This is a genomic window from Croceicoccus marinus, from assembly GCF_001661675.2.
In the GTDB taxonomy this organism is placed as follows: domain Bacteria; phylum Pseudomonadota; class Alphaproteobacteria; order Sphingomonadales; family Sphingomonadaceae; genus Croceicoccus; species Croceicoccus marinus.
The window spans coordinates 1,538,334-1,557,318 of sequence record NZ_CP019602.1; the positions used below are offsets into that span (position 1 = coordinate 1,538,334).

An 18,985-nucleotide genomic window follows, 5' to 3' on the forward strand; every position below is an offset into this window, starting at 1 on the left:
AACGGGGCCTGTCATCGATGCATCATTGTTACCGCGATTCGCCCATTGCTGCAACGCAAAAAGACCGGGCTGAGCAAGACGCGGTAATCACATGCGAAATCGTCACACTTTGCTTGCCAAGACCCGTTCTTCTTCGACCATGCGGGCGATCAGCGGGCGGCAGCTTCCGCAGTTGCTGCCTGCTCCGGTCCGCTCGGCAATCTCGTTCAGCCTGGCGCAGCCTGCGCGAATGGCGGATCGCACCTCGTTCTCTCCCACGTCCAGGCACAGGCAGACGAGCTTGCCGCGATCGGGTGCGGGCTGTGCCGGGCGGCCCGCCAGCAATTCGGTGGCGCTGGCATCCTCGGCCACGAATTGCCGCGCCACCCAGTCGCGATCGGGCAAGGATCCGCTGCGGGTCAGGTACAGCACGGCGGCAAGCGCTCCGTCCTCTGCGCGCACGACGATGCGGGTCATGCCGCGGGCCTTGTCCGCAGCCTCGGACCGGACGCCTTGCGGCAGCAGCGCCTCGACATCCACCGCACCCACGCCTGCCAGTTCGGTCAGCCAGCCGCCCTCTACGCGGGCCAATGCCCAGAACAGGCTGCCCGGCCGCACGGCTTCGCGCGTGACCAGAAAGCCGCGCCAGTCGGGCGTGACGGGTGCGACCATCGCGGCGACGTTCTTGAACCCCGGCTGGCCCGAAACCGGATCGACAGCGGGATGCATCAGCCTGCCGGTGCGCCCGCTGCCGGTCAGGTCGGTCCAGTGCATCGGCACGAAGATCTCGCCCGCGCGCTGTCCATCGGTTACCGCCACGCGATAGACGGCTTGCCCCCAAGGCGTGGAAACCTGCGCAAAACCGCCATCCTCCAACGCGAAGCGCGCGGCATCGGCAGGCGCGATTTCCACCAGCGGTTCGCGGCGATGGATCGACAGCTTGGGGCTAAGCCCCGTGCGCGTCATCGTGTGCCACTGGTCGCGGTAGCGCCCGGTGTTCAGCCGCAGCGGGAAATCGGGATCCACCGCAGGCGGTGCCGCAGGCTGAACCGCGACGATACGCGCCTTGCCGTCGGCAAAGGCGAAACGCCCGGCGGTGGGATGCTCGCCGCCCCAGCGGAACGGCTCCATCGCGTCATACTCCGCCGGGCTGCAGCCTGCCCAATCGGTCAGGTCGAGCAGCCTGCCTTGATCGACGCTCAGCCGGGTCATGGCGGCATATTCGGCGAAGATGTCGGCGGGATGATCGAACGCGAATGCCGCTCCGTGCCCCAGCCTGTGGGCCACGTCGCACATGATCCGCCAGTCGGCACGCGCTTCTCCGGGCGCTGGCAGCAGGGCGCGTTGTCGGCTGACCCGGCGTTCCGAATTGGTGACCGTGCCGTCCTTCTCTCCCCAACCCAGCGCGGGCAGGCGAATGCCGGCCAGTTTCGCGGTATCGGTCTCGGCAATCACTTCGGACACGACCAGTGTTTCGCAGCGCGCCAGCGCCTCGCGCACGAAGCCCGCGTCGGGCATCGATACGGCGGGATTGGTGCCCATGACCCACAGGAATTTTATGCGGCCTTGGTGCACGGCACGGAACATCTCGACCGCCTTGCTGCCGGGGCCGGAGCTGAGGTTGGGCGCGTTCCAGAACGCGGCCACCGCGGCGCGCTCGTCATCCTCGAAGCCGAGATGGCAGGCCAGCATGTTGGCCAGCCCTCCCACTTCGCGCCCGCCCATCGCATTGGGCTGGCCGGTCATGCTGAAGGGGCCGCTGCCCGCGCGATTGATCCGCCCCGTCGCCAGATGCAGGTTGATGATCGCATTGCCCTTGTCGGCCCCGCAGACCGACTGGTTCGCGCCTTGGCTGAACAGGCTCACCATGTTGGGATGGTCTGCCACCAGATCGCAAAGGCTGGCGAAAATGTCGGGATCGAGCCCATGGGCGGCCACGTCCAGCCCGTCGATGAACCCGCCGGGCTGCTCGCAATGCTTCGCCATGTAATCGGCGTCGAGCATTCCGCGATCGCGCATCGCGGCCAGCAGCGCGTTGAACAGCGCCACGTCGCCATCGGGCGCGACCGGCACGTGCAAATCGGCGCGTTCCGCGGTTTCGGTACGGCGCGGGTCGATCACGACCAGCTTCGTCCCGTGCTGTTCCCGCGCCTGTTCGATGCGCTGCCAGATGACCGGGTGGCACCATGCGGTGTTCGACCCGACCAGCAGGATCAGATCGGCCCGGTCCAGGTCCTCATAGCTGCAAGGCACCACGTCCTCGCCGAAGGCGCGGTTATGCGCGGCGACCGCGCTGGCCATGCACAGGCGTGAATTGGTGTCGATATTGGCGGTGCCGACAAAGCCCTTCAGCAGCTTGTTGGCGACATAGTAATCCTCGGTCAGCAATTGGCCAGAGACATAGAAGGCGACGCTGTCGGGGCCATGCTCGGCAACTGCGGTGCGCATCCGCTGCGCGACGAGGTCCAGCGCCTCGTCCCATTCGGCGCGCTCTTCGCCGATCATCGGATGCAACAGGCGGCCTTCTAGCCCGGTGGTCTCGCTCAGCCACGTGCCCTTGGAACAGAGCCGCCCGTGATTGGCGGGATGGTCCGGGTTGCCCGCCACCTCGATCCGGCGCGGGCCGGTGACGCGCGCGGCAATGCCGCAGCCGACACCGCAATAGGCGCAGGTGGTGCGGATTGCGGTCATGGTCACGTCAACCTTTCCGTCTTGCGCACGCAAGAAAGCCGCCACGATCCTGCACCCATCGGGCAGGTTCGGGCGGCATCATTGCCACGCGCGTTGCGATTTGGGGTCGATGCCTTGCGGTGAAGCCCGACCATGGACTTCGCGGCATCGACCCTGCCATTATAACGCGATTTATGGGATTGCGACAAGACGCGGCTCCGGATCAGAAGCTGAAACCGGCCTGCAGCCAGAACTTCTCGGTATCCGTGCCGAAATTGCCGGCCTGGTAATTGGCATATTTGGCCAGGACGCCGATCTTGCCGACCTTGAAGCTGACCACCGCATCCCATTCGCTGCCATAATCGATGCCGCCGACGTCGCTGTCGAACTGGTGATAGGTGACATTGGCGGCCAGCCCCTTCATCACCGCGACATCGCCCAGCTTGATGCCGGCGGTGCCGTAATAATCCTGCAGGCCGTTGGCGGGCGTCGACAGGAACAGATCGGCGAAACCGTTGAACTTGTGCAGCGTCGCCAGGGGAGTCTGGAATGCCGCTACCCCGTCGTCGCTGCCCAGCAGCTCGTACCCGCCCCTCAGCGCCACGGGGCCGATGGCAAAGCCTGCCTCGCCATTGATGTAATCCGCCGAGTAAGAGGTGGGATTGTTGCCGTAATCGCTCTGCCTTGCATAGCTGGCGAGGTAGTCGAGCTTGAACGTCTCGCCGATGGGAACGGTGCCCATTGCGCGAAAGCCATAGCTCTGGCTGGAATAGACGAGGCGTGCGGGCTTCTCGTCGTCGTAGTCGAGCAGATAGGCGAAGGCCTTCACCTGCGCGATCTTCACGTCGATCCCGCCGTTCAGCAGGATCATGTCCCCGTCGAAATGCGAATTGGGGCTGTCGATGCCAAAAATGGTGCGCTGCGAGATCGCATAGGTCGCATCCAGCGCCGCCGGCCCGATATTGCCCTGCGCGCGCACCGCGTCGAAGGTCTGCTCGTTCTGGCGCCAGCCGACATTGCCGACGAAACGGTGATCGTCGTGGATGATGCGCTGGCGCCCGACCGTCAGCGTGCCCGCCTTGCTCTTGTAGCCGACCTGCAGGCGGTTGACTTCGACGTTTTCCGGATCGGGGACGACCGAGTAGGGCTCGATCCCGTTGCCGGGGATGGTGTCGTTGTAATCGTCGATGATCGCCAGCGTCGCCTCGGTCTCGCCAAGCACGAAGAAGCCGTGGCTGACCAGTTCCGCGCCCGAGCGGATGCGGAACGTCAGCGCATCGGCGTCCCTGACCGGCAGGTCGGGCTGGCTGACGGTTTCATAGCGCAGCATGCCGTCGACGATCACGTCGAGCGTGGTGTCCTCCGCGATCGCGATCGGGCCGTCGACGAACGGCCCGGATTGCGCATGGGCCGAAGTGGCCGCGCAAGCGGTCGATACGGCGCACAGCAGAGCAAGTTTCTTCATCGTACACGGCCTCCCTGCAGGGCCAGCGGGCCCGGTGTCGTCATTGGAAAAGGACAGGCCTCATCGCCCGCCGATGTGGTTGGAAAGGCGGGCCCCTCATGCGCCCGCCGGTATCAATCGCCAACGCGGCCGGGCGCCCTTGCCCGGATCGCGGCGTGAATGCGATCAGTCGGTGCCCGGCCGGATCCTTCCGGTCCGGGCGAAACCCTCAGGCCGCCCTGGCCGAGGGACCGTGATCATATTCGGCAAGGAAGTGCAGCACCTCCTGCCGGTAACGGTAGAATTTCGGATCCTCCAGCAGCGCCTTGCGGTCGCGCGGGCGTGGCAGGTCGACCTTCAGCACCTTGCCGATGGTGGCGTTGGGACCATTGGTCATCATCACCACGCGGTCGGCCAGCAGGATCGCCTCGTCCACGTCATGGGTGACCATGATCGCGGTGACCTTGGTGCGGTTCCACACCTCGACCAGCACGTCCTGCAGGTCCCAGCGCGTCAGGCTGTCGAGCATGCCGAAGGGTTCGTCCAGCAGCAGCAGCCGGGGGCTGAGCGCGAAGGCGCGGGCGATGCCTACACGCTGGCGCATGCCGTTCGACATCTCGGCGGCCATCTTGTCCTTGGAATCGGCCAGCCCGACGCGGTCCAGGTAATAATCCACGATGTCGCGGCGCTCGGCGCGGGCGGCATGCGGATAGACCCGCTCGACCCCCAGCGCCACGTTCTGCCGCGCGGTCAGCCACGGCATCAGGCTGGGCGCCTGGAACACCACCGCCTTGTCCGGTCCCGCCGCGCTGATTTCCCGGTTGTCGAGGACGATGCCGCCCCTGGAAATCTCGTTCAGGCCCGCCGCCATGGTCAGCACGGTCGACTTGCCGCAGCCCGAATGGCCAATCAGCGAGACGAATTCGCCCCGGTTCATGATCAGGCTGAAATCCTCGACCACGGTCAGCGGCCCCTTGGGCGTCGGATACACCTTGTCGAGCTTGAAGAATTCCAGATAGCGGGTCTCGACATTGCTCTGCCCCGCCTCGCGATAGGCCTTGGGCGGGGGCGCGAGGTCGAGCGGGATCACGCCGGGCAGTTCGGTGCCGTTTTCGCCGACGCTGGACGAGGCATCGTTCAGCCTGGCCAGATAGTTCACGATGCGGGCGCGCAGGGCCTTGTAGCGGTCGTCGTCGTTCATCGCCTCACGCTCACGCGGGCGGGTGATGTCGACCTCGAAGATCTGGCCGATCCTTGCGGCGGGTGCGGGCGTCAGCACCGCGACGCGGTCGGCCAGCAGCAGCGCCTCGTCCACGTCATTGGTGACGAGGATGATGGTGCGCTTTTCCTCCTCGCGGATGCGCTCTATCTCGTCCTGCAGCTTGGCGCGGGTCAGCGCGTCGAGCGCGGAGAGCGGCTCGTCCAGCAGCAGGATCTCGGGCTCCATGGCGAGCGCGCGTGCGACCGACACACGCTGGCGCATGCCGCCCGACAATTGCGCCGGCTTGCGGTCCATCGCATGGCCCAGCCCGACCAGCTCCACCTTCTGGCGGACCAGCGCGGCGCGGTCGGCCTTGCTGCGATCCTTGTGCACCGCGTCGACGGCCAGCGCGACATTCTGCTGCACCGTCAGCCAGGGAAACAGCGAGTAGGACTGGAACACCAGCCCCCGGTCGCGGTCCGGCCCGTCGATGGCCTTGCCGCGCAGCAGCACTTCGCCGCCGTCCGCCTCGACCAGCCCCGCAATGGTGCTGATCAGCGTGGTCTTGCCGGCCCCCGAAAAGCCCAGGATGGCGATGAATTCGCCTTCCTCGACGTCGAGGTCGATACCGCCCAGCACTTCGGTGACGCCGCCGGCCTTGCCGGTGTAGCTTTTCGTGACATTCTTCAGCGAAAGGATCGGCTGCATGTGCGTTTTCCCTGTCCGTGCGATCGGATAAGTCCGCGCGATCAGATCTGGTGGTTTCTGGAAACGAGCGACTGCAGGCTCATCATGATCCGGTCGAGGCCGAAGCCGATGAAGCCGATCACGACCACCGCGAACATGATGCGCGCCAGCGACTGCGAGGATCCGTTCTGGAATTCGTCCCACACGAACTTGCCCAGGCCCGGGTTCTGCGCCAGCATTTCCGCCGCGATCAGCACCATCCAGCCCACGCCCAGCGACAGCCGCATTCCAGTGAAGATATAGGGCAGGCTGGCAGGCAGGACCAGGCGGCGAAGCTTGGCGAACCAGCCCAGTTTCAGCACGCGGCCCACGTTCAGCAGGTCCTTGTCGATGCTGGCGGTGCCAACGGCGGTATTGATCAGCGTCGGCCACAGCGAGCAAAGCATCACCACCAGCGCCGAGATCACGAAGGCCTTGGGCAGGATCGGATCGACGCTGCTGATCGTGGCGCTGATGACCATGGTCACGATCGGCAGCCAGGCCAGCGGGCTGACCGGCTTCATGATCTGGATCAGCGGATTGATCGCCGCGTTGAACAGTGGCGATAGGCCCGCCGCCAAGCCCAGTGGCACCGCGACCAGCGTGGCAAGGCCAAAGCCCAGCGCGACCGTTTTCAGCGAGGTGAAGATCTGGTCGAGGAAGGTGGGCGGGCCCGCATATTCGAAGTCGCGGACCGCGCCCGGATTGCCCGCTGACAAGGCCTCCGCGTTGCGGGCATCCTGATCGGCATAGAACTGCGCTTCGGTCTCGCGCGCAGCCTGCCATTCGCCGAACAGGCTGACGCCTTGCTCGGCAACCTGAACCGGGCCGGGCAGGGCACCCAGCGAGGTATCGACCTGCGGAGCGAGCGCCGCCCAAAGGCCCAGGAAGGCCAGGATGCCCAGCACCGGAGCGACGATCGTCTGGCCCCATTTGGCCATGATCCCCGTCAGCGGCGAGGCGGCGCTTGCCGTCTTCGTCTCCGCCGGCGCGGACACCTTGCCCGCGACCGAGCCGGCCATGGCTTCGGTCGCCGGCTGGGCGGTTCCGTCGTCGAACTTGTCTGCAAATACGGTCGCCATCTGATCGCTCCTGTTCGCGGTCACTGGGTGGTTATTGGCCGGCAGCTTACTGGCCAGTAGCTTATTGGCCGGTAGCTTATTGGCCGGTAGCTTATTGGCCCGTCACGCCCGATGCGGCGACCCGCTGGCCCTGCTTCAGGCCGATGGGGAATTTCGCCAGATAGGCGTTGGGCTGCGACCCATCGAAGCTGATATTGTCGATGAAGCCGGACTGCTCGCCCCGGAAACCGTCGGTCTGCGGGATGGAGGCCGCGGGGATTACCCCGTCCGCCACCAGCTTGTTGGCAGCCGCCAGATAGAGGTCGGGACGGTACACCGACTTGGCCTTTTCGATGTACCATTCGTCGGTCTGATCCTGGGGAATCTGGCCCCACCGGCGCATCTGGGTCAGGTACCAGATCGCGTCCGAGTAATAGGGATAGCCCGCATATTTATCGAAGAAGATGTTGAAGCCCTTGGCATCGCGGGTGTCGCCCTTTTCGAAGGTGAACTTGCCCGTCATCGATGCCGCGATCACTTCCTCGTCCGCGCCGACATAATTGGGCTGGGCCAGGATCTTCACGGCCTCGGCCCGGTTCGCGCCATGATCGGCGTCCAGCCATTGCTGCGCCTTGATGATCGCGCGCAGCATTGCGGCGGTGGTCGCGGGATATTGCTCGGCGAAATCCTTGCGGATCGAAAAGACCTTTTCCGGATTGTCGTGCCAGATCTCGTCATCGGTGATGACCGGCACGCCGATGCTCTTCTGCACCGCGGCCTGGTTCCAGGGCTCACCGACGGAGTAGCCTTCGATCGTTCCAGCCTCCAGCGTGGCGGGCATCTGCGGGGGCGGCGTGACCGACAGCTTCACATCGGCATCGACCGTGCCCGACACGTCGCCATCGGTGTAATAGCCGGGATTCAGCCCGCCCGCCGCCAGCCAGTAGCGCAGCTCGTAATTATGGGTGGAGACCGGGAAGACCATGCCCATGTTGAAGGGCTTGCCCTGCTGCGCATAGGAATCGACCACCGGCTTCAGCGCCGAGGCGCTGACCGGGTGCCTGATCCTGCCGCCTTCGGTGGGCAGGCTAGGCTTGATCTGCGACCAGACCTTGTTCGACAGCGTGATGGCATTGCCGTTGAGGTCGAGGCTGAGCGGAGCGATCAGATCGGCCTTGGTGCCATAGCCGATGGTCGCCGCGATCGGCTGTCCCGCCAGCATGTGCGCCCCATCGAGCTGCCCGCCGATCACCCCGTCGAGCAGGACCTTCCAGTTCGCCTGCGGCTCGAGCGTGACGTTCAGCCCTTCCTCCGCGAAGAAGCCCTTTTCCTTGGCGATGGCCAGCGGCGCCATGTCGGTCAGCTTGATGAAGCCCAGCTTCAGGTTCGGCTTTTCCGGCTGCCCGTCGACCGAAATTGCCGCGGCCGCCTCGCTAGTCGCATCGCCGCCGCAGCCGGCCAGCGCGACCGAAGCCAGCATCGCCACGACGACGGTGCGCCGCTTCAGTCCCGAATTCTTCCCGTCACGTGCGAACATTGCCAATCGATCCCTCTGTGGCCGGACAACGCAAAAAAGCCGCCTCGAAGCACTTCCATTGGGAAGGTTCGGGCGGCGACGTTGCCACGCAATTTCGTAGATGCAGCACGGTTCGCTGGGTCACCCGTCCATGGGCGGCGATCCGTTCGCTGTTCCTGTGTCCTAACCGATTCGCGCCGGATGCGTAAAGCGGTTTTTGCAGTGCACCATGAACATTCGGTCAGGACGGGCCGGCAAGATATTCCTCAAGTTGCTCGGGATCAAAGGTTTTGCCATCGAAAAATGCGTCGGGCTCCATGACCAGCTGGCCCTGCTCGGTCCCCGCACCGATCGTGCCGGTGACGGCCCCCTCCACCTTTGAACTCGCACCCGGCAGGGGCGAATCGAGACCGCGCAGCGCGCTGCGATAGATGTCGGGACGGAACACCGATGCCGCGCTGGCGGCGTCGGCGGGGCTATATTCCATCCGGTCCCAGCGGACCATCTGGGTGTAGAGCCACTGCGCCTGGCTGATCCACGGAAAGTTCGCCGCCTCGCGGTGCTGGAACATGAAGTCGGAATAATGCACCGCCGGGCCGTCCTGTCGCAGCACCAGCCGGTCCGAGATGGCGCCAAGGACCAGCTTCGGGTCGGACGCGAGATATTCCCCGCGCGCCAGCAGCTGGGCATTGGCTTCCCAGTTTGCCGGGTCGACGAAATGCTCGCCCGCACGGCGCAGCGCGCGGATCATGCGTTCGACCGCGTCGCGGCGCTGGTCCAGCACCGGCTGGCGCATGGCGAGCACCTTTTCGACGCCGCGCCGCCAGATCTGCGCCGTCGCCAGCACGATCCGGCCCACGCCGCGGTCGACCGCGACCGAATTCCATGGCTCGCCCACGCAGCTTCCGTCGATCTCGCCCGTTGCCAGCGCATCGGCCGTGAACGGCGGCGCCACCGTGACGATCTCGACATCCTCGTCCGGCCTTATGCCGCAGCCCGCCAGCCAGTAGCGCAGCATGTAGTTATGGCTGGAATAACGATGCACCACGCCAAGGCGGATGGGTCGCCCCTCAGCCTTTCGCTTCAACGCTTCGTCGCGCAGTTTCGCGCCCAGTTCCGCGGGATCGCACAGCCTGTCGGGTTCGCTTCGCGTCAGCATATCGGCCAGATCGTTCGACAAGGTCACCGCATTGCCGTTCAGCCCCAGCACGAAGGGCGCGACCAGCGGCTGCGCCGGGCGCCCGCGGCCCAGCGTCGTCGCGATGGCCAGCGGCGCCAGCATATGCGCCACGTCGCTATGCCCGTACAACAGGCGGTCCAGAACCGTCGCCCAGCTGACGTCGCGCAGGAAGCGAAGGGTTACCCCCTCCTCCTCGGCAAAGCCGCATTCCTGCGCGATGATCGGCAGGCAGGCATCGACCAGCGGAAGAAACCCCACGTTCAACTGTTCGGTCACCGGCAGGCCCCCGTCCGCATTTCCATCCCCCGTCTCATTCGCGCATCAGCTCATGCGCCGTTACCAGCGCATCGGCAATGTCGGCGATCCGCCGCGACGACGACATCGCCTTGCGCCTGAGCTCTGCATAGGCCTCGGGCTCGGTAATGCCGCGCGTGTCCATCAAGATGCGCTTGGCCTTGTCGATGGCGGCGCGTTCGGCCAGCTTGCTGTTCGCCTCGTCCAGATCGGCCTGCAGGCGGGCAAAGGCGTTGAAGCGCCGCACCGCCATTTCGATCAACGGGCGGATGCGCCGGGCGGAAAGCCCGTCCACCACATAGGCCGACACGCCCGCGTCGATGCTGGCGGCGATCGCATCGTCGTCGGACTGGTCGACGAACATGGCGATCGGGCGCGACAGCGCGCGGCTGACCACGAAATATTCCTCCAGCACGTCGCGGGAGGGATTGCCCAGGTCCATCAGGACGATTTCGGGATCGATCTCGGCAATGCGCGCCAGCAGGCCGTGCCGGCTGGTGATGACCGAGATCTCGCAATCGTGCAGCTGCGACAAGCCTTCTTCTATGATCGATGCGCGCGAGGCGCTTTCGTCGATGATGGCGATCCGCATCCCGTTGTATTGCACTGCAGCACGGGCCGATGGCAAGGCGCTTTCTGCCCAGCCCCCGCCGCCCACAGGCCGTCGCACCGGCAATTTTTGACAGGGGGCCGGCCATCCTCCAATGGTTTACCGGGCCGCGGGCCGCCGAAACGGCTTGCACCCCGTTCGCCGTCCCTGCTGCAGGAGTGAGGCCGAGATGTCCGGACCGTACCGCACAGATTTGTCGGGCACGCGATACGGCTTCGACACGCTGGCCGCATTGCTCGCCGCCGCGTCGCCCGCGCGTTCGGGCGACGAACTGGCCGGGGTGGCCGCCCAATCGGCGCAGGAACGGATCGCCGCGCAAATCATACTCGCCGACCTGCCGCTGGCCGAGTTCACCAGGCATGCCGTGATCCCCTATGAGGATGATGAGGTCACGCGCCTTATCGTCGACAGCCACGATGACGATGCCTTCGCGGCGATCTCTCACCTGACGGTCGGCGAATTCCGCGAATGGCTGCTGGCCAACGAGACGGAGGGCGAGACCATCGCCCGCGCCGCGCCGGGCATCACGCCCGAAATGGCCGCGGCGGTGTCCAAGATCATGCGCAGCCAGGACCTGGTCGCGGCCGCGCGCAAGATCAGGGTCGTCACCGCCTTTCGCACCACCATCGGGCTGCCGGGACGCTTTTCGGTGCGGCTGCAGCCCAATCACCCGACCGACGATCCGGCGGGCATTTCGGCATCCATCCTCGACGGTCTGCTGATGGGCATTGGCGATGCCGTCATCGGCATCAATCCCGCGACCGACAGCATCGGGCAGACGCGCGAGCTGCTGTTGCTGCTGGACGACATTCGCCAGCGGCTGGGCATGCCGGTGCAAAGCTGCGTGCTCAGCCATGTTACGAACACCATCGAACTGATCGAGGGCGGCGCGCCGGTCGACATCGCGTTCCAGTCGGTCGGCGGGACGGAGGCGACCAATCGCGGCTTCGGCATCGATCTGGCCCTGCTGACCAAGGCGCATCAGGCCGCGCTCTCGCTCGGCCGCGGGACGGTGGGCGACAACGTCATGTATTTCGAAACGGGGCAAGGGTCCGCCCTGTCGGCCGATGCCCATCACGGGCTGGACCAGCAGACCGCGGAGTGCCGTGCCTATGCCGTCGCCCGCGCCTATCGCCCGCTGCTCGTCAATTCGGTCGTGGGGTTCATCGGCCCCGAATATCTCTATGACGGCAAGCAGATCATGCGGGCTGCGCTGGAGGACCACTTCTGCGGCAAGCTGCTGGGCCTGCCGATGGGCGTCGACGTGTGCTACACCAACCATGCCGAGGCCGACCAGGACGACATGGACGCGATCCTGACCATGCTTGGCGTCGCAGGCGTCAATTTCGTCATCGGTGTCCCCGGCGCGGACGACATCATGCTGCAGTACCAGAGCACCAGCTTCCACGACGCGCTCTATCTGCGCGAGGTGCTGGGCCTGCGCCCCGCCCCGGAGTTCGAGAGATGGTTGACCGAGATCGGGCTGATGCAGCCGGGCGGCCGCATCGCCCCGCCGTACCAGCTTGCCATAGAGGGGCGCAGGCGGATGATCGGGCTGATCGATCATGGCTGAACCGCAGGACGCCGTCAGCCTGCTGCTTCGCCGGCTTAGCGCCACCAGCCGGGCACGGGTCGGGCTGGGCCGCGCGGGGCAGGGTCTGCCCACGCGAGAGACGCTGGCCTTCCGGCTCGCACACGCGCAGGCGCGCGACGCGGTGGCAGCCGGGCTGGACACCGAAGCGCTGCGGCAGCGCCTGGACGAAGACAGCGTTATCGTCAGCAGCGCCGCCGCTGACCGGACGGCCTATCTGAAGGACCCCGGTGCGGGGCGCAGGCTGGACGATGACAGCCGCGAAAGGCTTCAGCCCGGCGATTACGATGTCGCGGTGGTGATCGCCGATGGCCTGTCGGCAGTCGCCGCGAACAGCAACGCCCTTCCCGTTTATGCCGAACTGCGCCGGATCATGGACGGCGCCGCATTCGCCCCCGTCATCTTCGCGCATCTGGCGCGCGTGGCGCTCGGCGACGAGATCGGAGAGCGGCTCGGCGCCCGATCCATTGTCATGCTGATCGGCGAGCGGCCGGGACTTAGCAGTGCGGACAGCCTTGGCGCCTATATCACGCGCTCGCCCCGCAAGGGTCGGGCGGATAGCGAGCGCAACTGCATATCGAACATTCGCCCCGACGGGCTTTCCCATGAACAGGCAGCACGAAACATCGCATGGATCCTGAAGGAGGCCGAGCGTATCGGCGAAACCGGAATCGCCCTGAAGGACCGGCGGGATCGCCGAACCCTAAGTCAGGACGCGGGTTAGCTGACAAGCTGATGGCAGCCCGCATGGCGCATCAATTTTTGCAACGGTCCGTGCGTTTCATTGCGTATGATCGGCAGGGCAGGCGTTGGCAGCTATGACCGCCATGCAGCGCCGCACCCAGGTCCCGATTTCATGACATCGCCTTCCCTGCTCAAAAGGGTCGATCCCTTTCTGCTGATGCTTGTCATCGTGGTGACGCTTGCGTCGCTGGTGCCGGCGCGCGGGGTCGAGGCGGTGGTGTTCGAATGGCTGGCCGACATCGCCATCGCGCTGCTGTTCTTCCTGCACGGAGCCAAGCTTTCGCGCCAGGCGATCGTCGCTGGCATCGGCAATCTCAAGCTGCATGCGCTGACCCTGTCGGCGACCTATGTCGTGTTTCCCCTTGTCGGGCTGGCGGTCGTGGCCGCGGTGCAAGGCTGGATCAATCCGCTGCTGGTGTCGGGGGTCCTGTTCCTGACGCTGCTTCCCTCGACCGTGCAATCCTCGATCGCATTCACCTCGATCGCGCGCGGCAATGTGGCGGCGGCGGTGTGCGGCGCTTCGCTTTCCAACCTTCTGGGGATCATCGTCACCCCGCTGCTGGTGGGGCTGCTGATCCATTCGGGAGCTTCTGGCGAAGGGTTCGACTGGGGCGGCGTGCGGGCCATCGTCATCCAGCTTCTGCTGCCGTTCCTGGCCGGCCATTTCCTGCGTCCGCTGATCGGCCGGTGGGTCGACGGGCACAAGAAGCTGCTGGGTCCGATCGATCGCGGATCGATCCTGCTGGTGGTCTATTCAGCATTCTCCGCCGCTGTGGTCGACGGGATCTGGCAGGCGCTGGACGTGGTCGATTTGATCTGGCTGCTGGGCCTTAGCGCGCTGATACTCGCGGCGGTGATGGCCTATACCAACGGCGCGGCGCGCCTTGCGGGCCTGCGGCGCGAGGACAGCGTCGTGCTGCTGTTCTGCGGTTCGAAGAAATCGCTCGCTTCGGGCGTGCCGATGGCGGGCGCGCTGTTCGCCCCGGCCGAGGTGGGAATGATCGTCCTGCCGTTGATGATCTTCCATCAGCTGCAGCTGTTCGTATGCGCCTGGCTGGCCGCGCGCATGGCAAGGCGCGTCGATGCGGCCGGTGAAACCTCGACCGATCCTGCCGCCGGGAAATAGGGAACACGGTGGATGATGGTATGGCGGAGCGGGAGGGATTCGAACCCTCGATACGGGGTTACCGTATACACACTTTCCAGGCGTGCGCCTTCGACCACTCGGCCACCGCTCCGCTTGCCTGTCCCGTAAGGGAAACGCGCCCTAACCCCGGCGAAGGGATTGTGCAAGGCACCAGATGCGCAAAACTGCCATCCGGCGAAAGACGCCTGTCAAACGGCCACCACCGACGGTCCGACGCGCGCGAAATAGGAGCACATGGCGTCCTGCGCGCTCTGGCTCAGCCGGATGATCGCGCGGCGGCGATCGGCAGGATCTGGCAGCCTTTCGAACAGCCCCGCCTCGGTCATCTGCCCGATCCAGCGCAGCGCCGTGGTCGCCGGCACGCCCGATGCGATGCACAGGCTGGATACGCAGACCTCGTTCCCCTCGGCCCGCGCAGCCGTCAGGTCGAGCAGCATGTCCCACGCGGGATCCGCGAACAGCTCTCCCTCGAAGAAGCTGGCGCGCAGCTGGCGCTGGCGGATCATCTCGCGCAGCAAGGACGCGGATGGCAGCTTGCGCTCTGCACGTTTGCCTTCGCCGGCGCGCGGCGAATCCGCGGATGGAAAGGCCATATAGGCGAAGGACGGCGAACGCAGCTGATCGGGGGCCTCGACCTCAACCGGCATTGCTCCCAGCTTGCGGGCGAGCGAATGGACCTGCTCGGTCAGCCGGACGAGCGCCAGCTGATCCTCTCGCGCAAGCTCGTGCACCGATCGGCCCGGCAGGCGCGCCAGCGCCGCGCCGATCGCCAGCGCATATTCGGCAGGCGAGGGATCGATGAGGAACTGCACGTCGCAACAATCCATCGCGCCGAACACCGCATCGATCGCCTCTACCTTGGTCGAAACGACAAGCTGCGTCCCGCTTTGCGCGGCCCGGGCATCAAGCCGCGCAAGTGCCGCCAGGAATTCGGCACCGGGAGCAGGAATGTCGATGACGACGATATCGCCGAGGACAAAGGCCTCGTCCGACAGAAGCCGGTCGAGCGGATCGGCCTGCCGCAGCAGCAGGCCTGCCTCAAGCAGCTGATCGACCAGTTCCGCGCGGATACGCGGCCGGTCCGACAGGACCGATACGGGCACCGAGGCCAGCTCGGCCCCGGCCATCGGTTCATCCCCGTCCTCGAATACGAACGGCTGGGCAATCTGCATGATTCGGCGTCCCCCTTTGACAAGGCACAACTAAGGAACATTACGGAAACAAGTCAAGACGTTCCGCAACGATTCCCGATCAATCCATGAAGGGATCGCGCACCAGAATGGTATCCTCACGCTCGGGACTCGTCGAAACCAGCGCGACCGGCGTTTCGATAAGCTCTTGAACGCGCTGGATATATTTGATCGCCTGCGCCGGCAGGTCGGCCCAGCTGCGCGCGCCCGCGGTCGTCTCGCGCCAGCCTTCCATTTCCTCGTAGATCGGCTCGACCCGCGCCTGTTCCTGTGCGTGCGAGGGGAAATAATCCATGATCTTGCCGTCGAGGCGATAGCCGGTGCAGATCTTCACCGTCTCAAACCCGTCCAGCACGTCGAGCTTGGTCAGCGCGATGCCGGTGACGCCCGAAATTGCGCAGGACTGCCGCACCAGCACGGCGTCGAACCAGCCGCAACGGCGCTTGCGCCCCGTCACCGTGCCGAATTCATGCCCGCGCTCGCCCAGCTTCTGGCCGGTATCGTCATTCAGTTCGGTGGGGAAAGGCCCCGATCCGACGCGGGTGGTATAGGCCTTCACGATGCCCAGGACAAAGCCGGTGCTCGACGGACCAAGGCCCGAACCGCTTGCCGCCGTGCCGCTGACGGTGTTCGAACTGGTGACGAAGGGATAGGTCCCGTGATCGACGTCGAGCAGCACGCCCTGCGCCCCTTCGAACAGGATTTTGGCGCCCGCCTTGCGCACCTTCCTCAGCCGCTTCCACACCGGCTGAGCGAACTGCAGCACATAGGGCGCGATCTCGCGCAGGTCGGCAAGCAGCTGCTCGCGGTTCACCGGGTCTTCGCCGAAACCGGCGCGCAGCGCGTTGTGATGCGCGCACAGCCGGTCGATCTGCGGGTCCAGCGAATCGAGATGCGCCAGGTCGCACACCCGGATCGCGCGGCGGCCCACCTTGTCTTCATAGGCCGGGCCGATGCCGCGCCCCGTGGTGCCGATCTTGCCGGCGCCAGCCGCCGCCTCGCGCAGACCGTCGAGGTCGCGGTGCAGCGGCAGGATCAGCGGGCAATTGTCGGCGATGGCGAAATTCTCGGGGTTGATCGTCACGCCCTGCGCGGTCAGCTTCTCCACCTCGGCCTTCAGCGCCCAGGGGTCCAGCACCACGCCATTGCCGATGATCGACAGCGTGCCGGTGACGATGCCCGACGGCAGCAGCGACAGCTTGTAGGTGACATCGCCCACGACCAGCGTATGGCCCGCATTGTGCCCGCCCTGGAAACGCACCACCGCATCGGCACGGCTTGCCAGCCAGTCCACGATCTTGCCCTTGCCCTCGTCGCCCCATTGCGCGCCGATCACCGTCACATTGGCCAAAGTATTGCCTTTCCCGCCTAGGAATCTACCCGTAGCGGCGCTTAGGGACTGGCGCTGCGCACGGCAAGGGGATCGGCGCGGTAATTACCGGCCCGTTCGGCTCAGCGAAAGCATTCGCCGATTATCAGGAGCGTCATGAAAGCGATCGCCTCTCTATCCGCAACGCTATGTGCCGCCAGCCTGGCCGCGGCCCCGTTCCTGGCACAGGCGCAGGTTTCGGCCCCCGCCCCCGCTTCGGTTCCGGCGCCGAACACGGCACCTGGCGCGCCTGCGCAGCCCGTTACGCCGACCGCACGGGAACTGTCGTTCGGTTCGCACCCGCTGCAGCGACTGGACTTCTACAGCTCGGCAGTACCCGGGCCGCGACCGCTGATCCTGTTCGTCCATGGCGGCGCATGGGTCGGGGGCGACAAGTCGGATTCGACCGGTTCGGCCAAGATCCGCCATTACACACAGGCCGGCTATCAGCTCGCCAGCGTGAACTACCGCCTGCTGCCCGAGGTGGATATCGAGCATCAGGCCGACGATGTCGCCGCCTCGCTTGCCGCCTTGCTGGATCGATCGGCAGAGCTGGGCATCGATACGCGGCGCGTCGTGCTGATGGGGCACAGCGCGGGCGCGCATCTGGCCGCGCTGGTCGCGACCGACCCGCGCTATCTGAAACGCTACGATCTTACGCCCGAAGACATCGGCGGGGTCGCCCTGCTGGACGGGGCCGCCTATGACGTGCCCAGCCAGATCGTCGATGCGGGGCCGCTGCTGGGCTTTGCCTATCAGGTCGCGTTCGGGTCGGGATCGTCCAGGCAATTGTCGCTGTCGCCCGCCAATCACGCGGGCGGCGACAATGCGCGCGATTTCCTGCTGCTGCATGTCGAGCGTCCCGAAGCCCAGCGCCAGGCCTATCGCCTTGCCGAGGCCTTGCAGGGCGCGGGCACGCGCGCGACCGTGGCCGGGGTCCCGGGGCGCGGGATGGAAGGGCACAACCGCATCAACGCGATGCTGGGGCGCACCGATTCGCAGGCGACACCGATCGTCGACGAGTGGCTTGCCGGGCTGTTCGCCCGCAGCGCCTATTAGATCGCTTCGGGGCCCGCCGCGCCCAGCACATGGGTGCAGCCCAGCGCGTGTCCGTCGTCCGTGTCATGCAGCGCGGCGCGCGTGCGCCAGCCGTCGAAGCGCAGCGCGGCGGCAGCCCCGCGGTCATGGCCCAATGGCAGGAAGACGATCCGGCTGGCGGGCGTCAGGCCGTTCGCATCGATCAGCGGATCAGGATAGAGCGAGAAGCCGGTCGCCACCTCGTCGTGCGGCGGGTGTCCAGCCTTCGCCTCGCCCGATACGCGATAGGTGCCGCCGCGGCCCAGCGCGCCGCGCAGTCCCTCGGCATAGACGGTGAAGCCGAACCAGCTCTGGTATTCGAAACCGTGGCGCTCGGTCGGGTCCAGCGTCAGCCGCGCGGCATCGCCGACCAGCGCCGCGATCTCGCGCAGCGCCGCGATCCGCGTGCCCAGCGCGCCGCCGTCGATGATCGCGCGGTCGAATTCCTCAAGCTTGGCGATGGCGCTGTCGAACGGGCCGGTCGCATAGAGCAGCGGCAGGAACGCTTCCCCGCCCGCCGACGCCAGCCCGCCTGCATCCTTGGCGTCAAGCTCGCGGCGCACTGCGTCGATCGTGTCCGCGGCCATCGGATGCGCTCGCTCTGCCAAAGTATCGACCAGGTCGGGCAGCGTGAAATCGACCGAGATGCCGCTTGCACCCGCTGCCTTCAGCGCGTCGATCGCCAGCAGCACGGCTTCCGCCGCGGCGGCGACATTGTCGGCCCCGATGATCTCGGCCCCGATCTGCAATTGCTCGCGCTCGGGCTCAAGCCCGTCGCCCCTGATGCGCAGCACCTGGCCCGCATAGGACAGGCGCATCGGGCGCGGCGCATCGCCCATTCCGGTCGCGGCGATCCGCCCGACCTGCACCGTCATGTCGGCCCGAACCGCCAGCGTGCGCAGCGAAACGGGATCGGTGAAGCGCACCATGCGATTGGTCCGCACCCCCGCCATGCGCGCGGCGAGCGAGCGTTCGAATTCGACCAGCGGCGGCTGAACGGGATCATAGCCATGCGCGGCCATCGCATCGACCATCGCGCGGGTCACGCGCATCGCTTCGGCCGCGCGCGGCGGCAGGCGGTCGGCCAGCCCCTCGGGCAGCAGGTCGGGATCGGGCGCACCGCTGCGCGGCGGGCGAATGGCGGTCGGCTTGGTCATCGTGAGGCGCGTGTATGACGGCGCGCGGG

Annotated in this window: 14 protein-coding genes and 1 tRNA gene; 4 read left to right on the forward strand and 11 right to left on the reverse strand. The window is 66.1% G+C overall.

Translation table 11 applies throughout. From position 1 onward, the window contains the following. Positions 1-102: 102 nt before the first annotated feature. The 7 genes from A9D14_RS07265 to A9D14_RS07295 all read right to left on the reverse strand — a co-directional run bounded on the left by A9D14_RS07265 (position 103) and on the right by A9D14_RS07295 (position 10,663). Positions 103-2,670: a nitrate reductase gene (locus tag A9D14_RS07265; RefSeq protein WP_066844651.1), complete on the reverse strand. Its 2,568-nt coding sequence runs from the start codon at positions 2,668-2,670 to the stop codon at positions 103-105. A 202-nt stretch (positions 2,671-2,872) separates the two neighbouring features. After that, the gene (locus A9D14_RS07270; RefSeq protein WP_066844654.1) at positions 2,873-4,114 is read right to left on the reverse strand and encodes an alginate export family protein; all 1,242 of its coding nucleotides are present in this window, start codon (positions 4,112-4,114) and stop codon (positions 2,873-2,875) included. A gap of 208 nt (positions 4,115-4,322) precedes the next feature. Continuing rightward, positions 4,323-6,002 (reverse strand): ABC transporter ATP-binding protein, encoded by a 1,680-nt coding sequence (locus A9D14_RS07275; RefSeq protein WP_066844657.1) that lies wholly within the window; start codon positions 6,000-6,002, stop codon positions 4,323-4,325. Between the two features lie 41 nt (positions 6,003-6,043). Then, complete coding sequence (locus tag A9D14_RS07280; RefSeq protein ID WP_066848526.1) at positions 6,044-7,102, reverse strand: ABC transporter permease; 1,059 nt, start codon at positions 7,100-7,102, stop codon at positions 6,044-6,046. A gap of 91 nt (positions 7,103-7,193) precedes the next feature. Continuing rightward, a complete protein-coding gene (locus A9D14_RS07285) occupies positions 7,194-8,618 on the reverse strand; it encodes a CmpA/NrtA family ABC transporter substrate-binding protein (RefSeq protein ID WP_083987752.1) in 1,425 nt (474 codons plus the stop codon). A gap of 220 nt (positions 8,619-8,838) precedes the next feature. Next, positions 8,839-10,053, reverse strand: a complete 1,215-nt coding sequence (locus A9D14_RS07290; RefSeq protein ID WP_066844661.1) for an ABC transporter substrate-binding protein — start codon at positions 10,051-10,053, stop codon at positions 8,839-8,841. 34 nt (positions 10,054-10,087) lie between these two features. Further along, entirely contained in the window at positions 10,088-10,663 is a 576-nt protein-coding gene (locus A9D14_RS07295; RefSeq protein ID WP_066844664.1) for an ANTAR domain-containing response regulator, read from the reverse strand. Positions 10,664-10,850: 187 nt separating this feature from the next. Between A9D14_RS07295 and A9D14_RS07300 the strand changes: the two genes are divergently transcribed. The 3 genes from A9D14_RS07300 (at position 10,851) to A9D14_RS07310 (ending at position 14,142) form a co-directional block, all read left to right on the forward strand. Further along, positions 10,851-12,254: an ethanolamine ammonia-lyase subunit EutB gene (locus tag A9D14_RS07300; protein WP_066844683.1), complete on the forward strand. Its 1,404-nt coding sequence runs from the start codon at positions 10,851-10,853 to the stop codon at positions 12,252-12,254. Further along, positions 12,247-12,996: an ethanolamine ammonia-lyase subunit EutC gene (gene eutC / locus A9D14_RS07305; RefSeq protein ID WP_066844689.1), complete on the forward strand. Its 750-nt coding sequence runs from the start codon at positions 12,247-12,249 to the stop codon at positions 12,994-12,996. The genes A9D14_RS07300 and eutC overlap by 8 nt, the downstream gene beginning before the upstream one ends. Positions 12,997-13,128: 132 nt before the next feature. Continuing rightward, positions 13,129-14,142: a bile acid:sodium symporter family protein gene (locus tag A9D14_RS07310; protein WP_066848531.1), complete on the forward strand. Its 1,014-nt coding sequence runs from the start codon at positions 13,129-13,131 to the stop codon at positions 14,140-14,142. Between the two features lie 21 nt (positions 14,143-14,163). On the opposite strand, the gene A9D14_RS07315 is transcribed toward A9D14_RS07310, so the two are convergent. The 3 genes from A9D14_RS07315 to A9D14_RS07325 form a co-directional block, all read right to left on the reverse strand. Then, positions 14,164-14,254 (reverse strand) — tRNA-Ser (locus tag A9D14_RS07315). A gap of 97 nt (positions 14,255-14,351) precedes the next feature. Next, on the reverse strand, positions 14,352-15,335 hold the full coding sequence (locus A9D14_RS07320) for a helix-turn-helix domain-containing protein (protein ID WP_066844692.1): 984 nt from the start codon (positions 15,333-15,335) through the stop codon (positions 14,352-14,354). A 79-nt stretch (positions 15,336-15,414) separates the two neighbouring features. Beyond that, positions 15,415-16,704 (reverse strand): adenylosuccinate synthase, encoded by a 1,290-nt coding sequence (locus A9D14_RS07325; RefSeq protein WP_066844695.1) that lies wholly within the window; start codon positions 16,702-16,704, stop codon positions 15,415-15,417. Positions 16,705-16,839: 135 nt separating this feature from the next. On the opposite strand from A9D14_RS07325, the gene A9D14_RS07330 reads away from it, so the two are divergent. Next, positions 16,840-17,781, forward strand: a complete 942-nt coding sequence (locus A9D14_RS07330) for an alpha/beta hydrolase (RefSeq protein WP_066844698.1) — start codon at positions 16,840-16,842, stop codon at positions 17,779-17,781. Here the strand turns inward: A9D14_RS07330 and A9D14_RS07335 are convergent. Next, positions 17,778-18,956, reverse strand: coding sequence for an ATP phosphoribosyltransferase regulatory subunit (locus tag A9D14_RS07335; protein WP_066844701.1), 1,179 nt, complete (start codon positions 18,954-18,956; stop codon positions 17,778-17,780). The two genes, A9D14_RS07330 and A9D14_RS07335, sit on opposite strands and share 4 nt — an antisense overlap. Positions 18,957-18,985 lie beyond the last annotated feature (29 nt).

Bases quoted from the DNA above. Each gene is read 5' to 3' on its own strand.
- A9D14_RS07265 (WP_066844651.1), bottom strand. From the start codon at position 2,670: ATGACCGCAATCCGCACCACCTGCGCCTATTGCGGTGTCGGCTGCGGC.
- A9D14_RS07270 (WP_066844654.1), bottom strand. From the start codon at position 4,114: ATGAAGAAACTTGCTCTGCTGTGCGCCGTATCGACCGCTTGCGCGGCC.
- A9D14_RS07275 (WP_066844657.1), bottom strand. From the start codon at position 6,002: ATGCAGCCGATCCTTTCGCTGAAGAATGTCACGAAAAGCTACACCGGC.
- A9D14_RS07280 (WP_066848526.1), bottom strand. From the start codon at position 7,102: ATGGCGACCGTATTTGCAGACAAGTTCGACGACGGAACCGCCCAGCCG.
- A9D14_RS07285 (WP_083987752.1), bottom strand. From the start codon at position 8,618: ATGTTCGCACGTGACGGGAAGAATTCGGGACTGAAGCGGCGCACCGTC.
- A9D14_RS07295 (WP_066844664.1), bottom strand. From the start codon at position 10,663: ATGCGGATCGCCATCATCGACGAAAGCGCCTCGCGCGCATCGATCATA.
- A9D14_RS07300 (WP_066844683.1), top strand. From the start codon at position 10,851: ATGTCCGGACCGTACCGCACAGATTTGTCGGGCACGCGATACGGCTTC.
- eutC (WP_066844689.1), top strand. From the start codon at position 12,247: ATGGCTGAACCGCAGGACGCCGTCAGCCTGCTGCTTCGCCGGCTTAGC.
- A9D14_RS07310 (WP_066848531.1), top strand. From the start codon at position 13,129: ATGACATCGCCTTCCCTGCTCAAAAGGGTCGATCCCTTTCTGCTGATG.
- A9D14_RS07320 (WP_066844692.1), bottom strand. From the start codon at position 15,335: ATGCAGATTGCCCAGCCGTTCGTATTCGAGGACGGGGATGAACCGATG.
- A9D14_RS07330 (WP_066844698.1), top strand. From the start codon at position 16,840: ATGAAAGCGATCGCCTCTCTATCCGCAACGCTATGTGCCGCCAGCCTG.
- A9D14_RS07335 (WP_066844701.1), bottom strand. From the start codon at position 18,956: ATGACCAAGCCGACCGCCATTCGCCCGCCGCGCAGCGGTGCGCCCGAT.